Genomic DNA, 17,880 nt, shown 5'->3' with positions numbered 1-17,880 from the left:
GGCTGCCTGATCAGGAGACGACATCCGCCGCGATCGCGCGGCGGTGGGCGTCAACAAGGGGAAGAGGGGGCAGGATCTGCGCCAGGGTGACCGCGCGCAGCGCTTCGGACACCACGTCGTTGATCATCCGCCAGCTGCTGCGCGCGCCACACTGCAGCTCGCGGCCGCACTGGCTGTGGTCGTGGGCGCACTCGGTCAGGCCCAGCGGCCCTTCCATGGCTTCCACGATCTCGAACAGCGTGATCTGGTCTGCCGCGCGGGTCAGCCGGTAGCCGCCACGGACGCCGCGCAGGCCTTCGACCAAGCCGGCCTGGGCCAGCGGCTTGAGCAGCTTGCTGACGGTGGGCGGTTCCAGACGGGCGAACTCGGCCAGTTCAGTGGCACTGAGCACCTCGCCCGGGCGGGCAGCGAGCACGGTCAGCACGACGGTGGCGTAATCGGTGAGCTTGGTGACGCGGAGCATGTGGGGTGCAGAACCATAAAGCGGACTGAAATTGTACGCTTTTCTCCGGCGGCATCCAACCCGCCCGTTCAGGCGCCCGCAGGGCGGCCTGGGACGCGTATTGAACCGCATCGCTTTGGCAATCACAAAGATTAAGCGAGAATCGGGGCTTCCCACCGCAACGGTCAGCCAGATGCCCAAGAAGATCCAGGCCCGCAAGTCCACCATCCATGGCAATGGCGTGTTCGCGCTGGCGCCGATCAAGAAGGGCGAGCGGGTCATCCAGTACAAGGGTCTGCTGCGCAGCCACGCCGACGTGGATGCCGACGACACCGGGGATGTGGAGAGCGGTCATACCTTCCTGTTCACCCTCAACGACGACTACGTCATCGATGCGAACTACAAGGGCAACGACGCGCGCTGGCTCAACCACAGCTGCGATCCGAACTGCGAAGCGGTGATCGAGGAAGCCGAGGGTGACAACCGCCGCGAGGACAAGGTGTTCATCGAGGCGATCAAGGACATCAAGCCGGGCGATGAATTGACCTACAACTACGGCATCACCCTGGCCGAGCGTCACACCGCGCGCCTGAAGAAGATCTGGGAATGCCGCTGCGGGTCGAAGAAGTGCACCGGCACGATGCTGCAGCCCAAGCGCTGATCCCTCCGGTCGCCACCGGCCGTGGGCCGGTGGCTGTCCCGACACGATGTGCACATCGTGGTCACCGCCGCCCAATGCGGCCGTGGCCACACTGAGCGCTCCTACTTACTGGAGCCGCTCCATGGCACACGTACTCAACGGCAAGCACATCGCGATCCTCGCCACCGATGGCTTCGAGCAGTCCGAGCTGCAGGAACCCAAGCGCCTGCTGGAATCCTGGGGCGCTTCGGTCAAGGTGATCGCCCCGGGTGACGCCCGCACGATCCGCGGCTGGAAAGACAAGGACTGGGGCGAGGAGGTCACGGTCGATGGACCGCTGAAAGGCGCCAAGGCCGACGATTACGACGCGCTGGTTCTGCCCGGCGGCGTGATCAATCCCGACAAACTGCGCATCGACACCGATGCGGTCGCGCTGATCAAGGCCTTCGGTGGGGCGGGCAAGCCGGTGGCCGCGATCTGCCACGGCCCGTGGCTGCTGGTCGAGTCTGGCCTGGCCAAGGGCCGCAAGGTGACCTCGTGGCCGTCGCTGAAAACCGATCTGGGCAATGCCGGTGCGGAGTGGACCGATGCCGAAGTGGTGGTGGATGGTGGCCTGATCACCAGCCGCAAGCCGGGTGATATTCCCGCCTTCGCCGATGCGGTGGCCAAGGCGTTGGCCGGTTGATCGTGTGGGCACCGACCCAGGTCGGTGCCCACCATCGCGTTAGTTGCTGAGCAGCCCGGCCGGCACCAGCGCGCCGAGATCCTGGTTGAAGGTGACCACCAGCTTGCCGTTCTCCACCTGCGCCGACTGCACCTGCAGCGTGCCGAGCACCGCGGCCACGCTCGGGTCGATCTTGTAGATCGGCTCGCGCTGGGCGTAATCGGTGAGCCAGGCATTGAGCAGGCCGCGCGTACGCGAATCCAGCTTGCCGCCGTTGTTGGCCGGGGTGAAATCGTCGACCGTCGGCTCCTGCAGGTGGAAGCCCTGGGTCTGCGCGTCATAGCGCAGGCCGCTGCTCAGCTTCACTTTGCCCAGCGGCGCCGGGTTGCCGCCGGCGGTCGCCATGGCGACATCGAAGCCCAGGTCCAGCCGGCTGCCCTGCGGAAGGGTCAGCTGCGGATGGCTCATCGTCATTGCGATCAGGCCCCCCAGCGCATTCTGCGTGCGCGGGAAGCTGCCATCGAGGTACTGCTGCACATCGGCGGCGCCGACCGACAACTGGCGGCCGGAGACGCTGGGCGCGGCCTGCGCGCCGATGGCGGCAGCCAGCAGCACGGTGCAGGCGGCGAGGCGGGACAACAGCGGGCGAACGTTCATGGCGGCAGGCCGTGGGGAATGAGATGCCAACAATAGCGCGCGCGGCTGAATCCAGCTTTGACGTACGCGGTCAGGATGCGCCGGTGCGCCCTGCCGATGCAGTCAGTTCAGTACCGGCTGGATCGAGGCGCCATGGATCTCCCACCCGCTCCCATCCGCGCGGGGCTGCAGCCGATACCAGCCCTCGAAACGGAGCGTGCTGGTCCCGGTGCTGACCCGGATCTGGACCGGCACTTCGCGCAGCCGGGAGGGCTCGGCGGTGTCCCGTGCGATCGGGGCGCTGGTCTTGATGCGCAGCCCGCGGAAGTCGGGCAATGCGCGAAGGGCGGCATCGTCCGGGTGGCCGCCCGGGCCGCCGCCGGTCCACTGTGCGTCGGCGGTGGCGACGTCGCCCTGCGCCAATGCACTCAGATAGCGATGCACCAGCGAGGGCTCATCCAGTGCGTCCGCGGCCACTGCACTGAGTGCGGTCGGTGGCGCGGCGGTGGGTGGGGGCGTCGGTGCACTGTGCTGAGGTGGCACGTCATCGGCGTGCGCTGCGCCTTCGCGTGCCGCAGCTGACTCGGTCAGGGGCGGCTGCTGCTGGCAGGAGCAGCCGTGCAGGAACAGCAACGGAAGCAACAGGACGGCGCGGCGCATGCAGGACTCTCCCCGGAGAGCGCCGAGTGTAGCGCCACGCCCGGCGCTTGGCTCAGGGCGCGCCCTGGATCGACTCCAGCGCGGCGAGCACCTCATCCAGCTGCGGCTGCAGCACGGTGAGCGGGTGGCTGGGTTCCTCGGCGTGGCGCTGGGCGAGATCGCGCAGCAGCTGGGTGGCCACGATGGCCGCGGCACGTTCGTCACCGCTGAGCCCGGTGTTGCGCCGCGCGATTTCCAGCAGGCGCATCCAATCCTGCTGCGCACGATGCTCCAGCTCGATGGTGCAGCGCCCGCTGCACTGCAGGCCGTCCTTTTCGATCGGGGTGACGGTGATGCGGTAACGCTGGGAAGAAGAGCTGGCCATGGCTGCCTGCGCGGTGGGGGACAAGGCCACCATAGGCTGCGATGTGTGCGGCGGCGACAGGCGCGGTCGCACGCAGTGTTCCACCCTGTGCGTTCCGCTCGGTTCTGCGATGCCGTGGATCGCGGCAGGACAGGCATCTTCGCGCCACGTGGGCGCCTCACACGTCTCTGGCAACGCTGTGTTTCGCTGCGCGCGCGTCACCAAAAAAAACGGGACGGCATATGCCGTCCCGTCCGGGTGCTGCAGGAAGCGCGCAGATTAGAGCGCGGCATCCTTGAGCTTCTTGAGCGGACGCACCTTCAGCTTGGTGGACGCCGGCTTGGCGGCGAACCACTGCTCTTCCTTGGTGAACGGGTTGATGCCCTTGCGCTTCGGCTTGGCCGGCACGCTGACGGTGGAGATCTTCAGCAGGCCCGGCAGGGTGAAGCTGCCCGCGCCCTTCTTGTGCACCGAAGCGGCGACGGCGCCTTCCAGCGAGGCGAGCACGGCGCGCACGTCCTTGGCGACAACGCCGGACGCTTCAACGATGTGTGCAACCAGACCAGACTTGCTCAGCACTTCCTTGATCGGCTTGGGAGCGGCCGGCTTCGCGGCTGCCTTCGTAGCGACTTTCTTTACTGCCTTCTTCGGGGCAGCCTTCTTAGCGGTCTTTGCCATGGTTTCCTGTTCCGTGAACGGTTGGTTGTTTGGTCGCGCCGAACCCCGTCGGCAAGCGAAATGTAGGGCAACTATGGGGCGCCGCCAATAGGCAAACGCATAAAAATTGGTGATTTCCACGCCCTTCGTTACCGCAGTGCATCAGGTCATAGCCAAAAAACAGGGTCCGCCCTCGCGGCGGAGGCCATCGGTCATGGACCGTCGCACCCCGACTGTCGCACGAAAACCACTTGAAAACAGCATCGATCTTGATGGCCGATTCAGCTGGGAGCGCCACCTGCCGTGGCGCTGACGGCGGCCAGACACGGTGCTAACGCGGGGCGGTCTAGGCTGGCTTGGCCATTCATCCCGCAGGAGATCAACGATGGGTATTTCGCGTCATGCCACCGCGCATTGGGAAGGTGACCTCAAGACAGGCAAGGGACAATTGAGCACGCCCCAGAGCGGCTTGATGGACAAAACCCGCTATGCCTTCAGCAGCCGCTTCGGTGATGAGAAGGGCACCAACCCGGAAGAACTGATCGCCGCCGCACACGCCGGCTGCTTCACGATGGCGCTGTCGGCCAAGCTCACCGAGGCCGGTTTCGTGCCGACCTCGCTGGATACCGAAGCCAAGGTGGACCTCTCGATGGAGGGGGGCCCCCAGCTGTCGCAGATCACGTTGAAGGTGAAGGCCGTAGTGCCGAACATCGAGGCCACCCAGTTCCGTGCCATCGCCGATGACGCCAAGCAGAACTGTCCGGTGTCCAAGGCGCTGAGTGCGGTACCGATCAGCCTTGAGGCCGAGTTGGCCGGCTGATCCGCGCCCGCCATTGGTGCACAGCAGATTGTGATGGGAAAGCGGCGGCCGCATAGTCGCCGCTTTCCTGTTGTGGGGTATCTGCATGCGTCCGACCGCTCTTGCCGCCCTGATGGCCTGCCTGCTGGCCGGCACCGCGCAGGCCGATGTGCGCCTGCTGACCGCCGCGACCATCCATACCGGGGATCCCGACGCGCCCGCCGCCACAGCGCTGGCGTGGGATACCGGCACCGGGCGCGTGCTCGCCGTCGGTGATCGCCAGGCACTGTTGACGCTGTATCCGCTGGCAGCGCTGACCGACGTCGGCCACGCCACCGTGATCCCGGGGCTGATCGATGCGCATGCACACCTGATGTTCCTGGGCGGCACCCTGATGCAGGCCGACCTGACCGGCGCGGCCGGCACCCAGGAAATCGTGGCGCGCCTGCAGCGCTTTGCGGCCGACAATCCCGAGGGCTGGCTGCTGGGCAGCGGCTGGGACCAGAACCGGTGGCCGGACAAACGGTTCCCGACGGTGGCCGATCTCGACGCGGCGTTCCCGGACCGGCCGGTCTGGCTGGGTCGCATCGATGGTCACGCGGGCTGGGGCAACAGTGCGGCACTGCGCGCGGTCGCACGGCAGCCGGGCCAACGCGCGTTGAAGGGCAACTGGCAGCCGGCCGGTGGGCGCATCGTGCGCGATGCCAAGGGGCAGCCGAGCGGGGTGTTCATCGATGAAGCGATGAGCCTGGTGCAGGCGGCGATCCCAACGCCCAGCGACGCCGCCCGCGAGCAGATGCTGACCCGCGCACTGGATAAAGCGGTCAGCCAAGGCCTGACCGGTGTGCACGACATGGGCGTATCGCGCGCCGATCTGGCCCTGATGCGCCGCTTCGCCGATGCCGGCGCGCTGCCGCTGCGCATCGATGCGTATGCCGATGGCAATGGCGATGCCCTCGCGGATCTGTGTGCGCAGGGCGCGTACCAGCATGCCGGTGGCCGCCTGGAAATGCGCGGGGTCAAGCTCTTCATGGACGGCGCGCTGGGCAGCCGCGGTGCCGCGCTGCTGGCCGATTACAGCGACGATCCGCACAACCGTGGGCTGCTGGTGACCTCGCCGGCCGATTTCGAAACGGCGGTGCGCAAAGCCGATAGCTGTCATGTCCAGGTCGCCACCCATGCGATCGGGGATCGTGGCAACCGGATCGCACTGGATACCTATGCCAGGGTGCTGGGCGAGCGCCGTGGCAGCGACCATCGCTGGCGGATCGAGCATGCGCAGGTGGTGGCGCTGGAGGACATTCCGCGCTTTGCCCACCTCGGCGTGATCGCCTCGATGCAACCTGCCCACGCCACCTCGGACATGGGCTGGGCGCAGGATCGGGTCGGTCCCGAGCGCATCCTCGGGGCCTATGCGTGGCGGCGGATGCTGGGCTCCGGTGCCCGTCTTGCGCTTGGTTCGGATTTCCCGGTGGAACAGGTGGATCCCCGCCTGGGCCTGTATGCCGCGGTCACCCGCCAGGACCGTGCCGGCCAACCGCCGGCGGGCTGGCAGCCCGATCAGCGCCTGACCGCGGCCGAAGCGCTGCGGGGGTTCACTGCCGACGCCGCGTGGGCAGGCCATGACGAGGCCCAGGTCGGCCGGTTGCAGCCCGGCCTGCGCGCGGATTTCGTCGTGCTCGATCGCGATCCGCTCAGCATCGCGCCTACCGAACTGGCGGACCTGCAGGTGCGCTCGACCTGGGTCGATGGCGCACCGGTGTACGACGCGGCGCGTTGACGCGCCGCCGCCGGGATCACCAGTCCAGCGTGCCGCGGATGACGGTCTGCACCTGGCCACCGGACCAGACATCGCCATGGTCATCGATGCGCAGGGTCAGGCGCGCATCGTGGCCCACTTCGCGACCCTGGCTGACCACATAGCCGTGCGCGGTGCCAGGCAGCGCGTCGCGGCTGTCCAGCCAGGCAGCCAGCACCGCATTGGCCGCACCGGAGGCGGCATCTTCAAAGCGGCGACCGTTGCCGACGAACGCACGCACCGCAAGATCCCACGCCTGGCCCTGGCTGCGTGCATAGGCGAAGACCCCCATGCTGTCGGTGGCCTCGGCCAAGGTCGCCACGGCATGCCAATCCGGGGTGAGCGCGCGCAGGGCGGCCTCGTCAGCGAGTTCGACCACCCACCAGCTGCGGCCACCGGCCATGCGCGCCGGCGGCAGATGGCCCAGCGGCCAGCCCGCCAGCGCGGCCTGCAGGCGCGGGTCGGCGGCCGTGGTCACTTCGGCCACCGCGGCGCGCGGGGTACGGATCGCGATGGTGCGGGCCTCACCGCTGCCGTCCACGCGTAGCGGCAAGGCCCCGGCGATGCCGTCCTGGACCAGCACGCCCTCGACCGGTGCGGCCACGCCCAGCTCCAGCACGGCATGCGCGGTGCCCACGCTGGGGTGGCCGGCGAACGGGACTTCCTTCTGCGGGCTGAACATGCGGATGCCGTAGCTCGCGCCCGGGGCAGCAGGCGGGAACACGAAGGTGGTCTCCGGCAGCCGGGTCCAGCGGGCGATGGCCTGCATCGCCGTCTCGTCCAGGCCCTGTGCATCGAGCACGACGGCCAGCGGGTTGCCGGCGCCGGGGTAGGGCGAGAACACGTCCAGCTGCAGGAAACGACGGGAGGTCATGGCGGGGCGCTCAACGAAAAACGGGCGGGCAGCTTACCAACCGGGGCCGTGTTCCGGGCCCTGTGTGGCGGCCTGCGCACCGGTCCGGGGACAAATCCACCCGACCTGGGCCGCCCTGGCCCTGCAACGGGCAGGCTTGGCATAGAATCGGGGGTTCGGCCCGGCGTGCCGGGCGATCCCCTCACTACCCAAACCTCCACCTCCATGTCAGCTTCCCCCCTTGTCGATCGCTGGATCGTACTGAAGTTCGGCGGCACCTCCGTGTCGCGTCGTCACCGCTGGGACACCATCGGCAAACTGGCGAAAAAACGGGCGGAAGAAACGGGCTCGCGCGTGCTGGTGGTGGTATCGGCGCTGTCCGGGGTGACCAATGAACTCACCGCGATCGCCGATGGCGCCGCCGACAGCCGCGACCGTATCGCCGCGCTGGTCGCGCGCCACCGCGAATTCCTGACCGAGCTGGAGCTGGACGCCACCGCGCTGGACGTGCGTCTGGACGCGCTGGCCGGGCTGCTGGACGATCCGCGTGCCGCCGGTCGGCCGCTGGAGTGGCAGGCCGAGGTGCTGGGCCAGGGCGAACTGCTGTCCTCCACCGTCGGTGCGGCCTACCTGCGCGCCAGTGGCCTGGATTTCGGCTGGATGGACGCGCGCGAGTGGCTCGATGCGCTGCCGCCGCAGCCCAGCCAGAGCGAGTGGTCGCAGCGCCTGTCGGTGAACTGTCAGTGGCGTGCCGAGGCCGATTGGGCCACGCGTTTCCGCGCCCAGCCGACCCGCATGCTGATCACCCAGGGCTTCATCTCCCGCCACGCCGATGGCGGCACCGCCATCCTCGGTCGCGGCGGTTCGGATACCTCGGCGGCGTACTTCGGTGCGCTGCTCGGTGCCAGCCGCGTGGAGATCTGGACGGATGTGCCGGGCATGTTCAGCGCCAACCCGAAGGACGTGCCTGACGCGCGCCTGCTGACCCGATTGGACTATTACGAAGCACAGGAAATCGCGACGACCGGCGCCAAGGTGCTGCACCCGCGTTCGATCAAGCCGTGCCGCGATGCCGGCGTGCCGATGGCCATCCTGGATACCGAGCGCCCCGAGCTGCCGGGCACCAGCATCGACGGCAATGCCGCGGCGGTGCCGGGCGTAAAGGCGATCAGCCGCCGCAACGGCATCGTGCTGGTCTCGATGGAAGGCATCGGCATGTGGCAGCAGGTCGGCTTCCTGGCCGACGTGTTCGGGCTGTTCAAGAAGCATGGCCTCTCCGTGGACCTGATCGGTTCGGCCGAAACCAACGTGACCGTCTCGCTGGACCCGTCCGAAAACCTGGTCAGCACCGATGTGCTGGCCGCGCTGTCGGCCGATCTGTCGCAGATCTGCAAGGTCAAGATCATCGTGCCGTGCGCGGCGATCACCCTGGTCGGCCGCGGCATGCGCTCGATGCTGCACAAGCTCTCGGACGTGTGGGCCACCTTCGGCCGTGAACGTGTGCACATGATTTCGCAGTCTTCCAACGACTTGAACCTGACCTTCGTCATCGACGAAGCGGACGCGGACGGCCTGCTGCCGATCCTGCACGCCGAGCTGATCGACAGCGGCGCGATGCCGGTGGAAGAGGGCGAAGTGTTCGGCCCGCGCTGGCGCGAAATCGCCGGCACCATCCGCCCGCGCGAAACCGCCTGGTGGCGGGGCCAGCGCGAGCACCTGCTGACGCTTGCCCAGGCCGGTACGCCGCGCTACGTCTACAACCTGCCGACGGTACGGGCGCGTGCGCGCGCGCTGAACGTGATCAAGGCGATCGACCAGCGCTACTACGCGATCAAGGCCAACTCGCACCCGGCCATCCTGGAGGTGCTGGAGCAGGAAGGCTTCGGCCTGGAGTGCGTGTCGCACGGCGAGCTCAAGCACGTGTTCAACACGCTGCCGACGCTGTCGCCCAAGCGCGTGCTGTTCACCCCCAGCTTCGCGCCGCATGCCGAGTACGATGCCGCGTTCGCGCTGGGCGTGACCGTTACCCTGGACAACGTGGAAGCCCTGCAGCGCTGGCCGGAACTGTTCAGCAACCGCGAGCTGTGGCTGCGCGTGGACCTGGGCCGTGGCGAAGGCCACCATGCCAAGGTCCGCACCGGCGGCAAGGACTCCAAGTTCGGCCTGCCGATCGCCCGCGTGGATGAGTTCGTGCGCATTGCCGGCGAGCTGGGCACCCGCGTGGTCGGCCTGCATGCGCACCTGGGCAGCGGCGTGGAAACCGCGCAGCACTGGCGGCTGATGTGCGATGAACTGGCTGGGTTCGCCCGCCGCATCGGCAGCATCGAGACCATCGATATCGGCGGTGGCCTGCCGATCCCGTACAGCGCCGACGACGAGCCGTTCGATCTGGAGGCCTGGGCGATCGGCCTGGCCGAAGTGAAGGCCGTGCACCCGGCGTTCCGCCTGGCGATCGAACCGGGTCGCTACCTGGTGGCCGAGTCCGGCGTGCTGCTGGCGCGGGCCACCCAGGTGGTGGAGAAGGATGGCATCCGCCGCGTCGGCCTGGATGCAGGCATGAACACGCTGATGCGTCCGGCGCTGTACGACGCCTGGCATGACATCGAGAACCTCAGCCGCCTGAGCGGCTACTCCGAAGCGATGTTCGATGTGGTCGGCCCGATCTGCGAATCCAGCGATGTGTTCGGCAAGCGCCGCCGCCTGCCGGCCTCGACCGCGCCGGACGATGTGATGCTGATCGCCGACGCCGGCGCGTATGGCTACGTCATGGCCAACACTTACAACCAGCGCGAGCTGCCGCGCGAGGACGTCATCGATGATGGCCCTTGACCGCTGCCTGCCGCCTTCCAAACCGGATACACCATGACTGCTTTTGATAAACACCAGGTTGCCGTTTTCCGCTTCGTCCGCTGCGACTTCGCCGCGGACACCGGGGTGGCGCAGCTGGTCTACGCCTTCGATGACGGCCCGGAGCTGATCGAGACGGTGACCATTCCGGGCGCGCCGTTCGTGCTTGAGGGTGACCGCGCCGAGGCAGTGCAGCGCGCCCTGCGCCTGCTGCACCTGATGGCCGGCGTGAGCTACTACAAGGCCGGCGTGCCCGAGCAGGTGCGCATCGACAGCTACACCATTGATGCGGCCACCGCAGCGTTGGTTGAAACGGTGTACCTCAACGGCTTGGGCGAATTCGCCTACCGCAATGGCCTGAACCTGCGTGGCCGCTTCCGCCTGCCGGTGGAGGGCGAGGCCTTCACCGCACCGGTGCTGGGGCTGCGCGAACACGCGCTGGTCGCCATCGGCGGCGGCAAGGATTCGCTGGTCAGCATCGAAGCGCTGCGCAGCCTGGGCATCGCCGAAACGGTCACGTGGATCGGCGGCTCGCAGCTGATCCGTGCCTGCGCCGAGCGCACCGGCCTGCCGATCCTCAACATCGGCCGCACGCTGGCCCCGGAGCTGTTCGAGCTCAACCGCCAGGGTGCCTGGAACGGCCATATCCCGGTCACCGCGGTGAACTCGGCGATCCTGGTGCTGGCCGCGCTGCTGCAGGGCGTGGACCAGGTGGTGTTCTCCAACGAGCGCTCGGCCAGCTATGGCAGCCAGATTCCGGGCACCGGCGAGGTCAATCACCAGTGGTCGAAGGGCTGGGCGTTCGAGCAGGCCTTCGGTGAGCACCTGGAGCAGCATGTCGCCGCGGACCTGCATTACTACTCGCTGCTGCGCCCGCTCTCGGAGCTGGCGGTGGCGCGTCAGTTCGCCAAGCGCGATGTCTACGACGCGCATTTCTCCAGCTGCAACCGCAATTTCCACATCCTGGGCGAGCGCCCGGTGAACCGCTGGTGCGGCGTCTGCCCGAAGTGCCACTTCGTGTTCCTGGCGCTGGCCCCGTTCATGCCCAAGATGCGCCTGGTCGGCATCTTCGGCCGCAACCTGCTCGACGATATCGAGCAGGCCCCGGGCTTCGATGCGCTGCTGGAATTCCAGGACCACAAGCCGTTCGAGTGCGTGGGCGAAGGCCGCGAATCGCGCGCCGCGATGGCGACCCTGGCCGCGCGCCCGGAGTGGAATGAAGACGCATTGGTGAAGCGCTTCGTCCACGAGATCCGCCCGCAGCTGGACGCTACTGAACTGCAGATCGAACCGCTGCTGGCACTGGAAGGCGAGCACCGCATTCCGCCGGCGATCTGGGAGCGTCTGCGTGCGAATTTCGCAGCTTGATGGCAAACGCGTTGCATTGTGGGGATGGGGACGTGAGGGACGCGCCGCGTTTCGCGTCCTGCAGCAGCGGCTGCCGTCGCTGCCGCTGACCCTGTTCTGCCCGGAGGCCGAGGCCACCGGTGCGCGCGAGGAAACCCACGGCGCGCTGACGGTCCGTTCGGATGTCACCGGCGAGGCGCTGGCCGCGTTCGAGGTGGTGATCAAGTCGCCGGGCATCAGCCCGTATGGCGACGCTGCGTTGCACGCCACGGCGCAGGGCACGCAGTTCATCGGCGGTACCTCGCTGTGGTTCGCCGAACAGGCCGCCGCCGACGGCATCGTGCACGATACCGTGTGCGTGACCGGCACCAAGGGCAAGAGCACCACCACCGCGCTGCTGGCGCATCTGCTGCGCGCCTCGGGCGCGCGCACCGGGCTGATCGGCAACATCGGCCTGCCGCTGCTGGAAGTGCTCGACCCGCAGCCGGTGCCGCAGTACTGGGCGGTGGAGCTCTCCAGCTACCAGACCGGCGAGGTTGCGCGCAGTGGCGCGCACCCGCTGGTCGCCATCGTGCTGAACCTGTTCCCCGAGCACCTGGATTGGCACGGCAGCGAAGCACGCTACATCGACGACAAGCTGCAGCTGGTCACCGGGGCCGCGCCGCGGATCGCGGTGCTCAATGCGGCCGACCCGCACCTGGCAGCGTTGTCGCTGCCGGAGAGCGAGGTCATCTGGTTCAACCAGCCGCTGGGCTGGCATATGCGCGGCGATGTCGTGCATCGCGGCGAGCAGGCCGTGTTCGACACCTCACACACGCCGCTGCCCGGCCGACACAACCGCGGCAACCTGTGCGCGGTGCTGGCGGCGATCGAGGCGCTGGGCCTGGACGCGGTGGCCCTGGCCCCGGCGGTGCAGGCCTTCCGCCCGCTGCCCAACCGCCTGCAGACCATCGGTGCGCGCGAGGGGATCACCTTCGTCAACGATTCGATCAGCACCACGCCGCACGCAAGCCTGGCGGCGCTGGAATGCTTCGCCGGTCGCCGCATCGCGCTGCTGGTGGGCGGCCATGATCGTGGCCTGGACTGGCACGACTTCGTCGCGCACATGGCCCACGACGTGCCGCCGGTGGAGATCGTCACCATGGGCGCCAACGGCCCGCGTATCCACGCGCTGCTGCAGCCGCTGGCCGATGCCGGCCGTTTCGGTCTGCATGCCGCTACCGATCTGCCCGACGCCATGCGGCTGGCGCAGGCCGCGCTCGGCGGGCAGGGCGGGGTGGTGCTGCTGTCGCCGGGTGCGCCGAGCTACGGCGTGTACCGCGACTACGTCGCGCGTGGCCGGCACTTCGCCGAACTGGCGGGGTTTGATCCCGATGCGATCACGGCGATCCCGGGGATCGGGATCGCATAACGTGCCACGGTAGAGCCGACCGTTGGTCGGCTGCGTGGGATCCTGCAATCAGGCTTCTTCCTCATCGATGAACGCGTAATCCCCGTCGATGAGCTGCTGCAGGTACGCATCGAAACCCGGTGCGATCACGGCATAGCTGTCCGGGTCGTGCAGGTAGCGCACCACCTGGCCGACCGTGCCGCCCGGCGCGGGGTCGAAATCCAGGTACAGCATCGACGTGCCGCCGTTGTTCATGCAGTGCGAGAAGCACAGGCGCTTGCCCATCGGCAGATCCGCATCGATGCCCTCGCCGAGGATCTCGGGGTCTTCCTCCAGCCATTCCTCGTAGATCGAGCGGATGCTGTCATCCCACTGCGCGCTGTCCTCGAATATCTGGTCCACCGAACGCAGGTAGTAGGGGTAATGCCCCTCCTCGACATCCGAGCCCAGCATCAGCACCACCGCCTCGCCACCCGGGTAGGGGCGGAAATGCGTGCCATCGACCCGCCCCAGCAGCGCCACCAGGCTCTCGGGCACCTGCGGCCAGCGCTCGCGCAGGCGCTGCAGATCGGCCGTGCTGGCGCCCTCGACCCAGGCCCACATCCGCGCATCGTCGTCGGGCAGGCGCGGCACCAGGCCGGAAAGGAAACGATCGACAAGGCTCATGCGGGGTTCCATGCAAAGGGGGCGGCCAGCCTGCCATAACAGGGACGCAGGTAGTCAATTCACGGGGTTGCACGTCGCGCCGGCGCTTCTACACGGTCTCGTCAACCGGCCGTCATACACTCGGGGCTCTTTCTGTCGGGAGCAGACGCATGAACAGGCAATGGCGGTGGGGTGCGGCGGTGCTGTTGGGCATGACGGCGCTGCCCGCGCTGGCGGCGATGCAGGCCAAGCCGGTGGAGTGGACCCAGGACGGCACCACCTTCAGCGGGGTGCTGGTCTACGACGACAGCGACAACGACAAACGCCCGGGCCTGGTGATGGTGCCCAACTGGAAGGGGGTCAACGATTCGGCCATCGCCAAGGCCAAGCAGCTGGCCGGCGATGACTATGTGGTGCTGGTGGCCGATGTGTACGGCAAGGGTGTGCGTCCGAAGACCGATGCCGAGGCCGGTCCGGTGGCGACCAAGCTGCGCAATGACCGTCCGGTGCTGCGGGCGCGTGCGCTCAAGGCGATCGAGGTGTTGAAGGCGCAGTCCGGCAAGGCACCGCTGGATGCCAGCCGGATCGGCGCGGTCGGGTTCTGCTTCGGCGGCACCACGGTGCTGGAGATGGCGCGCGCTGGCGCACCGCTGGCCGGTGTGGTCAGCCTGCACGGTGGGCTGGGCTCGCCGCTGCCGGCCAAGGCCGGTGGCACCCATCCCTCCGTGCTGGTGCTCAATGGCGCCGACGACAAGAGCGTGAGCAAGGACGACATCGCCAGCTTCGAGCAGGAAATGAACGCCGCCCAGGTCGACTGGGCGTTCACCAACTACAGCGGGGCGGTGCACTGCTTTGCCGAGTCGGATGCGAACAGTCCGCCGGGGTGCCAGTACAACGAGCGCGCGGCCAAGCGCGCGTGGAAGGCGCTGGATGAGTTCTTCGAGGAGCGGTTCGAGACGACACGCCGGTAGGTGCCGACCGTTGGTCGGCACGCTTTCCGATCAATGCGAGCGCTGCACCGCGTAACGGGCCAGCCCGCGAAGCGCGGCCACGGCATCGTTGTCGGCCAGGCCGTCGAGCGCACGCTCGGCGGCATCGGCGTATTCCTCGGCACGGGCGCGGCTGTACTCCAGCCCGCCGGTGGCATGGATGGCCGCCAGCACCTCCGTCATCGCCTCGGCGTCACCGTTCTGCACGATCTCGCGCAGGCGGTCACGGGTGGTCGCATCGGAATGCGCCATCGCGTGGATCAGCGGCAGGGTGGCCTTGCCCTCGGCAAGATCGTCGCCCAGGTTCTTGCCCAGCTCATCGGCATTGGCCGAGTAGTCCAGCACGTCATCGGCGATCTGGAAGGCGTAGCCCAGGTTCATGCCGTAGTCGTACAGCGCCTGCTGGGTGGCTTCGTCCACGCCGCTGGCCAGCGCGCCCAGACGGGTGCCGGCAGCGAACAGCACCGCGGTCTTGCGCTCGATCACGCGCAGGTAAGCGGCTTCGTCCGTATCCGGGTTGTGGACATGCAGCAGCTGCAGTACCTCACCCTCGGCGATCCGGTTGGTGGTGTCGGCCAGGATGCGCATGACCGGCATGCGGTCCAGTTCGACCATCAGCTGGAAGCTGCGCGAGTACAGGAAATCGCCTACCAGCACGCTCGGGGCATTGCCCCACAGCGCATTGGCGGTGCTGCGGCCACGCCGCAGGCTGGATTCGTCCACCACGTCGTCATGCAGCAGGGTCGAGGTGTGGATGAACTCGATGATGGCCGCCAGCTGGTGGTGTTCCGGGCCGGCCTGGCCGACCGCGTGGCCAGCCAGCATCACCAGCATCGGGCGCAGGCGCTTGCCGCCGGCCGAGATGATGTGGTCGGCGATCTGGTTGATCAGCACGACATCCGAGGACAGTCGGCGACGAATCAGCGCATCGACGGCGTCCATGTCGGGCGCGGCGAGCGTCTGGATCTGGGGCAGGCCCAGCGCGGGGCGGGTGTCTTCGGTGATGGTCATGCGGTCTGACTTTCAGGCTTGGGCGGAATTATAGGCGGTGCGCTCGTATTCCGCCTGCGAAGACGCGCCGGCGGCCCGATCAAGGCGCGGGGCAGGGCGCCGGATCGTGCCGACCTTGGCCGCCGGCCCCCGGCCATATGCCGGGCGAGCCGCCGCCTGACCGGAGGCCCGGAACGCCCCGCGCACCGCGATCCGGCGTGAATACGTATGCATGCGACCCCACCGCTGGAGGCACCCCGCTAAGCTTGTCGGGTTCGTTTCTGGCCCCCTCGCGGGTGCCGTGGAAGCCCGAAGGGGGGCCCCAATGTCGCAGTCTCCATGGTGGCGCGGTGCCGTCATCTATCAGATCTACCCGCGCAGTTTCCTGGATGCCAACGGCGATGGCGTGGGCGACCTGCCCGGCATCATCGAGCGCCTGGACTATGTCGCCGCGCTCGGCGTCGACGCGATCTGGGTGTCGCCGTTCTTCAAATCGCCGATGGCCGACTTCGGCTATGACATCGCCGACCACCGCGACGTCGATCCGTTGTTCGGCACGCTCGCCGATTTTGACCAGTTGCTCGCCAAAGCGCACGCGCTGGGCCTGAAGGTGATGATCGACCAGGTGTTCAGCCATACCTCGATCGACCATGCCTGGTTCCAGGAGAGCCGGCAGGACCGCACCAATCCCAAGGCGGACTGGTACGTGTGGGCCGATCCACGCGAGGACGGCACCCCGCCCAACAACTGGATGTCGATCTTCGGCGGCGTGGCCTGGCAGTGGGAGCCGCGCCGCGAGCAGTATTTCCTGCACAACTTCCTGGCCGACCAGCCCGACCTGAACTTCCACAATCCGGCGGTGCAGCAGGCCACGTTGGATTACGTGCGGTTCTGGCTCGACCGTGGCGTGGATGGCTTCCGCCTGGATTCGATCAACTTCTGTTTCCACGACGCACAACTGCGTGACAACCCGGCCAAGCCGCTGGAAAAGCGCCTCGGCCGTGGCTTCAGCGCGGACAATCCGTACGCCTATCAGTACCACTACTACAACAACACCCAGCCGGAGAACATCGGCTTCATCGAGCGGCTGCGCGTGCTGCTGGACGCGTACCCGGGCTCGGTCAGCCTGGGCGAGATCTCCGCGGAAGATTCGCTGGCGACCACGGCCGAGTACACCGCCCCGGGCCGCCTGCACATGGGCTACAGCTTCGAGCTGCTGGTGAAGGATTTCAGCGCCGGTTACATCCGCGACACCGTGTCACGGCTGGAAGCCACCATGACCGAAGGCTGGCCGTGCTGGGCGATCTCCAACCACGATGTGGAGCGTGCGGTGACGCGCTGGGGTGGCCATCCGGCCCAACCGCGCCTGGCGCGGATGCTGGTGGCCATGCTGTGCTCGCTGCGCGGTTCGATCTGCCTGTACCAGGGCGAGGAACTGGGGTTGGGCGAGGCGGACGTGCCGTTCGAGGCGCTGCAGGACCCGTACGGCATTACGTTCTGGCCGAACTTCAAGGGCCGCGACGGTTGCCGTACGCCGATGCCGTGGCTGGATGCGCCGAAGGCGGGCTTCACGACGGGCGAGCCGTGGCTGCCGATTCCGGCGGCGCATCAGGCCGCGTCGGTGGCGACGCAGGAACAGGATCCGCATTCGGTGTTGAACGCGTTCCGTCAGTTCCTGGCATGGCGGCGGACGATGCCGATGCTGTTGGTGGGGGATATTCGTTTCCTCGAGTGCGCCGAGCCGGTGTTGATGTTCGAGCGGGTGCACGGGGAGGAGACGTTGCTGTTGGCGTTCAATCTGTCGGCCGGGACGGCTCGGGTTGCGCTGCCGGTGGGTGATTGGCAGGCGATGCATGTGCCGGGTCCGGATGTCGGCGAGGTGGTCGGTGGTGAGTTGGTGTTGCCGGCGCAGTCGATGTTTTGCGCGCGACGCGGCTGAGTGGGTTTCCGGTGGTATTGAGAGGGCGGGGCCGGGTGCCTCGCCCTTTTTTTGTCTTGCGTTCGTGCGTTGGGCCACATCAATAGCAACAGCCACGGCAACGGCAACGGCAACGGCGCGTTGGGCTGCGCTTGTGCTGGTTTGGGCGGGCACGGGGGGGTTGGGGGGGGCCCCCCCAACGACGGCCCGGGAGGGGACAGAGGGCCCCGGAAAGGCGCGCCAAGGGGCGCCCCAACACCCC

At 67.8% G+C, this 17,880-nt stretch carries 17 protein-coding genes; 9 read left to right on the top strand and 8 right to left on the bottom strand.

Annotated elements, in window-relative coordinates; genetic code table 11:
* Positions 1-10 precede the first annotated feature (10 nt).
* Entirely contained in the window at positions 11-463 is a 453-nt protein-coding gene (locus ABE483_RS16550; protein WP_026070170.1) for an SUF system Fe-S cluster assembly regulator, read from the bottom strand.
* Positions 464-635: 172 nt separating this feature from the next.
* Between ABE483_RS16550 and ABE483_RS16545 the strand changes: the two genes are divergently transcribed.
* Together ABE483_RS16545 and ABE483_RS16540 are read left to right on the top strand one after the other, a co-directional pair.
* Positions 636-1,103 carry an SET domain-containing protein-lysine N-methyltransferase gene (locus ABE483_RS16545; RefSeq protein WP_176990804.1) on the top strand — a complete coding sequence of 156 codons (468 nt, stop codon included), beginning with the start codon at positions 636-638 and terminating at the stop codon, positions 1,101-1,103.
* Positions 1,104-1,224: 121 nt separating this feature from the next.
* Positions 1,225-1,767 carry a type 1 glutamine amidotransferase domain-containing protein gene (locus ABE483_RS16540; RefSeq protein ID WP_346482063.1) on the top strand — a complete coding sequence of 181 codons (543 nt, stop codon included), beginning with the start codon at positions 1,225-1,227 and terminating at the stop codon, positions 1,765-1,767.
* Between the two features lie 39 nt (positions 1,768-1,806).
* On the opposite strand, the gene ABE483_RS16535 is transcribed toward ABE483_RS16540, so the two are convergent.
* The 4 genes from ABE483_RS16535 to ABE483_RS16520 all read right to left on the bottom strand — a co-directional run bounded on the left by ABE483_RS16535 (position 1,807) and on the right by ABE483_RS16520 (position 4,063).
* Entirely contained in the window at positions 1,807-2,403 is a 597-nt protein-coding gene (locus tag ABE483_RS16535; RefSeq protein WP_313212432.1) for a DUF1439 domain-containing protein, read from the bottom strand.
* Between the two features lie 102 nt (positions 2,404-2,505).
* Positions 2,506-3,042, bottom strand: a complete 537-nt coding sequence (locus tag ABE483_RS16530; protein WP_313217490.1) for a hypothetical protein — start codon at positions 3,040-3,042, stop codon at positions 2,506-2,508.
* 52 nt (positions 3,043-3,094) lie between these two features.
* Positions 3,095-3,439 (bottom strand): DUF3861 family protein, encoded by a 345-nt coding sequence (locus ABE483_RS16525; protein ID WP_313217492.1) that lies wholly within the window; start codon positions 3,437-3,439, stop codon positions 3,095-3,097.
* Positions 3,440-3,664: 225 nt separating this feature from the next.
* Positions 3,665-4,063 carry an HU family DNA-binding protein gene (locus ABE483_RS16520; protein ID WP_019185677.1) on the bottom strand — a complete coding sequence of 133 codons (399 nt, stop codon included), beginning with the start codon at positions 4,061-4,063 and terminating at the stop codon, positions 3,665-3,667.
* Positions 4,064-4,427: 364 nt separating this feature from the next.
* Here ABE483_RS16520 and ABE483_RS16515 point away from each other — a divergent pair, with 364 nt between their 5' ends.
* Complete coding sequence (locus tag ABE483_RS16515; RefSeq protein WP_123728599.1) at positions 4,428-4,862, top strand: OsmC family protein; 435 nt, start codon at positions 4,428-4,430, stop codon at positions 4,860-4,862.
* A gap of 85 nt (positions 4,863-4,947) precedes the next feature.
* Positions 4,948-6,621, top strand: a complete 1,674-nt coding sequence (locus ABE483_RS16510) for an amidohydrolase (protein ID WP_346482062.1) — start codon at positions 4,948-4,950, stop codon at positions 6,619-6,621.
* Positions 6,622-6,637: 16 nt separating this feature from the next.
* On the opposite strand, the gene ABE483_RS16505 is transcribed toward ABE483_RS16510, so the two are convergent.
* A complete protein-coding gene (locus tag ABE483_RS16505; RefSeq protein WP_346482061.1) occupies positions 6,638-7,513 on the bottom strand; it encodes a PhzF family phenazine biosynthesis protein in 876 nt (291 codons plus the stop codon).
* 204 nt (positions 7,514-7,717) lie between these two features.
* On the opposite strand from ABE483_RS16505, the gene ABE483_RS16500 reads away from it, so the two are divergent.
* The 3 genes from ABE483_RS16500 to murD are packed head-to-tail and all read left to right on the top strand — an operon-like array spanning position 7,718 to position 13,097.
* On the top strand, positions 7,718-10,321 hold the full coding sequence (locus ABE483_RS16500) for a bifunctional aspartate kinase/diaminopimelate decarboxylase (RefSeq protein WP_346482060.1): 2,604 nt from the start codon (positions 7,718-7,720) through the stop codon (positions 10,319-10,321).
* A 33-nt stretch (positions 10,322-10,354) separates the two neighbouring features.
* Positions 10,355-11,707, top strand: a complete 1,353-nt coding sequence (gene murL, locus ABE483_RS16495; RefSeq protein ID WP_346463882.1) for a UDP-N-acetyl-alpha-D-muramoyl-L-alanyl-L-glutamate epimerase — start codon at positions 10,355-10,357, stop codon at positions 11,705-11,707.
* Complete coding sequence (gene murD / locus ABE483_RS16490; protein ID WP_346482059.1) at positions 11,688-13,097, top strand: UDP-N-acetylmuramoyl-L-alanine--D-glutamate ligase; 1,410 nt, start codon at positions 11,688-11,690, stop codon at positions 13,095-13,097. The genes murL and murD overlap by 20 nt, the downstream gene beginning before the upstream one ends.
* A 48-nt stretch (positions 13,098-13,145) precedes the next feature.
* Here murD and ABE483_RS16485 read toward each other — a convergent pair whose 3' ends face one another.
* Positions 13,146-13,742, bottom strand: coding sequence for an SMI1/KNR4 family protein (locus ABE483_RS16485; RefSeq protein ID WP_313217503.1), 597 nt, complete (start codon positions 13,740-13,742; stop codon positions 13,146-13,148).
* Positions 13,743-13,891: 149 nt separating this feature from the next.
* On the opposite strand from ABE483_RS16485, the gene ABE483_RS16480 reads away from it, so the two are divergent.
* Complete coding sequence (locus tag ABE483_RS16480; RefSeq protein ID WP_346482058.1) at positions 13,892-14,692, top strand: dienelactone hydrolase family protein; 801 nt, start codon at positions 13,892-13,894, stop codon at positions 14,690-14,692.
* Between the two features lie 30 nt (positions 14,693-14,722).
* On the opposite strand, the gene ABE483_RS16475 is transcribed toward ABE483_RS16480, so the two are convergent.
* Positions 14,723-15,721 (bottom strand): polyprenyl synthetase family protein, encoded by a 999-nt coding sequence (locus tag ABE483_RS16475; protein ID WP_346463887.1) that lies wholly within the window; start codon positions 15,719-15,721, stop codon positions 14,723-14,725.
* Positions 15,722-16,025: 304 nt separating this feature from the next.
* On the opposite strand from ABE483_RS16475, the gene ABE483_RS16470 reads away from it, so the two are divergent.
* Complete coding sequence (locus ABE483_RS16470) at positions 16,026-17,639, top strand: alpha-glucosidase (protein WP_346482057.1); 1,614 nt, start codon at positions 16,026-16,028, stop codon at positions 17,637-17,639.
* Positions 17,640-17,880: the final 241 nt, after the last annotated feature.

Origin of the sequence: Stenotrophomonas sp. TWI602, from assembly GCF_039674045.1 — a bacterium.
Classification (GTDB): Bacteria; Pseudomonadota; Gammaproteobacteria; order Xanthomonadales; family Xanthomonadaceae; genus Stenotrophomonas.
Note: the sequence above shows the minus strand (reverse complement) of the source record. Positions and strands in the feature narration are given on the sequence as shown.

What these genes read in the sequence shown, in the direction of transcription:
- ABE483_RS16550 (WP_026070170.1), bottom strand. Translation starts at nt 463, where the DNA reads ATGCTCCGCGTCACCAAGCTCACCGATTACGCCACCGTCGTGCTGACC.
- ABE483_RS16545 (WP_176990804.1), top strand. Translation starts at nt 636, where the DNA reads ATGCCCAAGAAGATCCAGGCCCGCAAGTCCACCATCCATGGCAATGGC.
- ABE483_RS16540 (WP_346482063.1), top strand. Translation starts at nt 1,225, where the DNA reads ATGGCACACGTACTCAACGGCAAGCACATCGCGATCCTCGCCACCGAT.
- ABE483_RS16535 (WP_313212432.1), bottom strand. Translation starts at nt 2,403, where the DNA reads ATGAACGTTCGCCCGCTGTTGTCCCGCCTCGCCGCCTGCACCGTGCTG.
- ABE483_RS16530 (WP_313217490.1), bottom strand. Translation starts at nt 3,042, where the DNA reads ATGCGCCGCGCCGTCCTGTTGCTTCCGTTGCTGTTCCTGCACGGCTGC.
- ABE483_RS16525 (WP_313217492.1), bottom strand. Translation starts at nt 3,439, where the DNA reads ATGGTGGCCTTGTCCCCCACCGCGCAGGCAGCCATGGCCAGCTCTTCT.
- ABE483_RS16520 (WP_019185677.1), bottom strand. Translation starts at nt 4,063, where the DNA reads ATGGCAAAGACCGCTAAGAAGGCTGCCCCGAAGAAGGCAGTAAAGAAA.
- ABE483_RS16515 (WP_123728599.1), top strand. Translation starts at nt 4,428, where the DNA reads ATGGGTATTTCGCGTCATGCCACCGCGCATTGGGAAGGTGACCTCAAG.
- ABE483_RS16510 (WP_346482062.1), top strand. Translation starts at nt 4,948, where the DNA reads ATGCGTCCGACCGCTCTTGCCGCCCTGATGGCCTGCCTGCTGGCCGGC.
- ABE483_RS16505 (WP_346482061.1), bottom strand. Translation starts at nt 7,513, where the DNA reads ATGACCTCCCGTCGTTTCCTGCAGCTGGACGTGTTCTCGCCCTACCCC.
- ABE483_RS16500 (WP_346482060.1), top strand. Translation starts at nt 7,718, where the DNA reads ATGTCAGCTTCCCCCCTTGTCGATCGCTGGATCGTACTGAAGTTCGGC.
- murL (WP_346463882.1), top strand. Translation starts at nt 10,355, where the DNA reads ATGACTGCTTTTGATAAACACCAGGTTGCCGTTTTCCGCTTCGTCCGC.
- ABE483_RS16485 (WP_313217503.1), bottom strand. Translation starts at nt 13,742, where the DNA reads ATGAGCCTTGTCGATCGTTTCCTTTCCGGCCTGGTGCCGCGCCTGCCC.
- ABE483_RS16480 (WP_346482058.1), top strand. Translation starts at nt 13,892, where the DNA reads ATGAACAGGCAATGGCGGTGGGGTGCGGCGGTGCTGTTGGGCATGACG.
- ABE483_RS16475 (WP_346463887.1), bottom strand. Translation starts at nt 15,721, where the DNA reads ATGACCATCACCGAAGACACCCGCCCCGCGCTGGGCCTGCCCCAGATC.
- ABE483_RS16470 (WP_346482057.1), top strand. Translation starts at nt 16,026, where the DNA reads ATGTCGCAGTCTCCATGGTGGCGCGGTGCCGTCATCTATCAGATCTAC.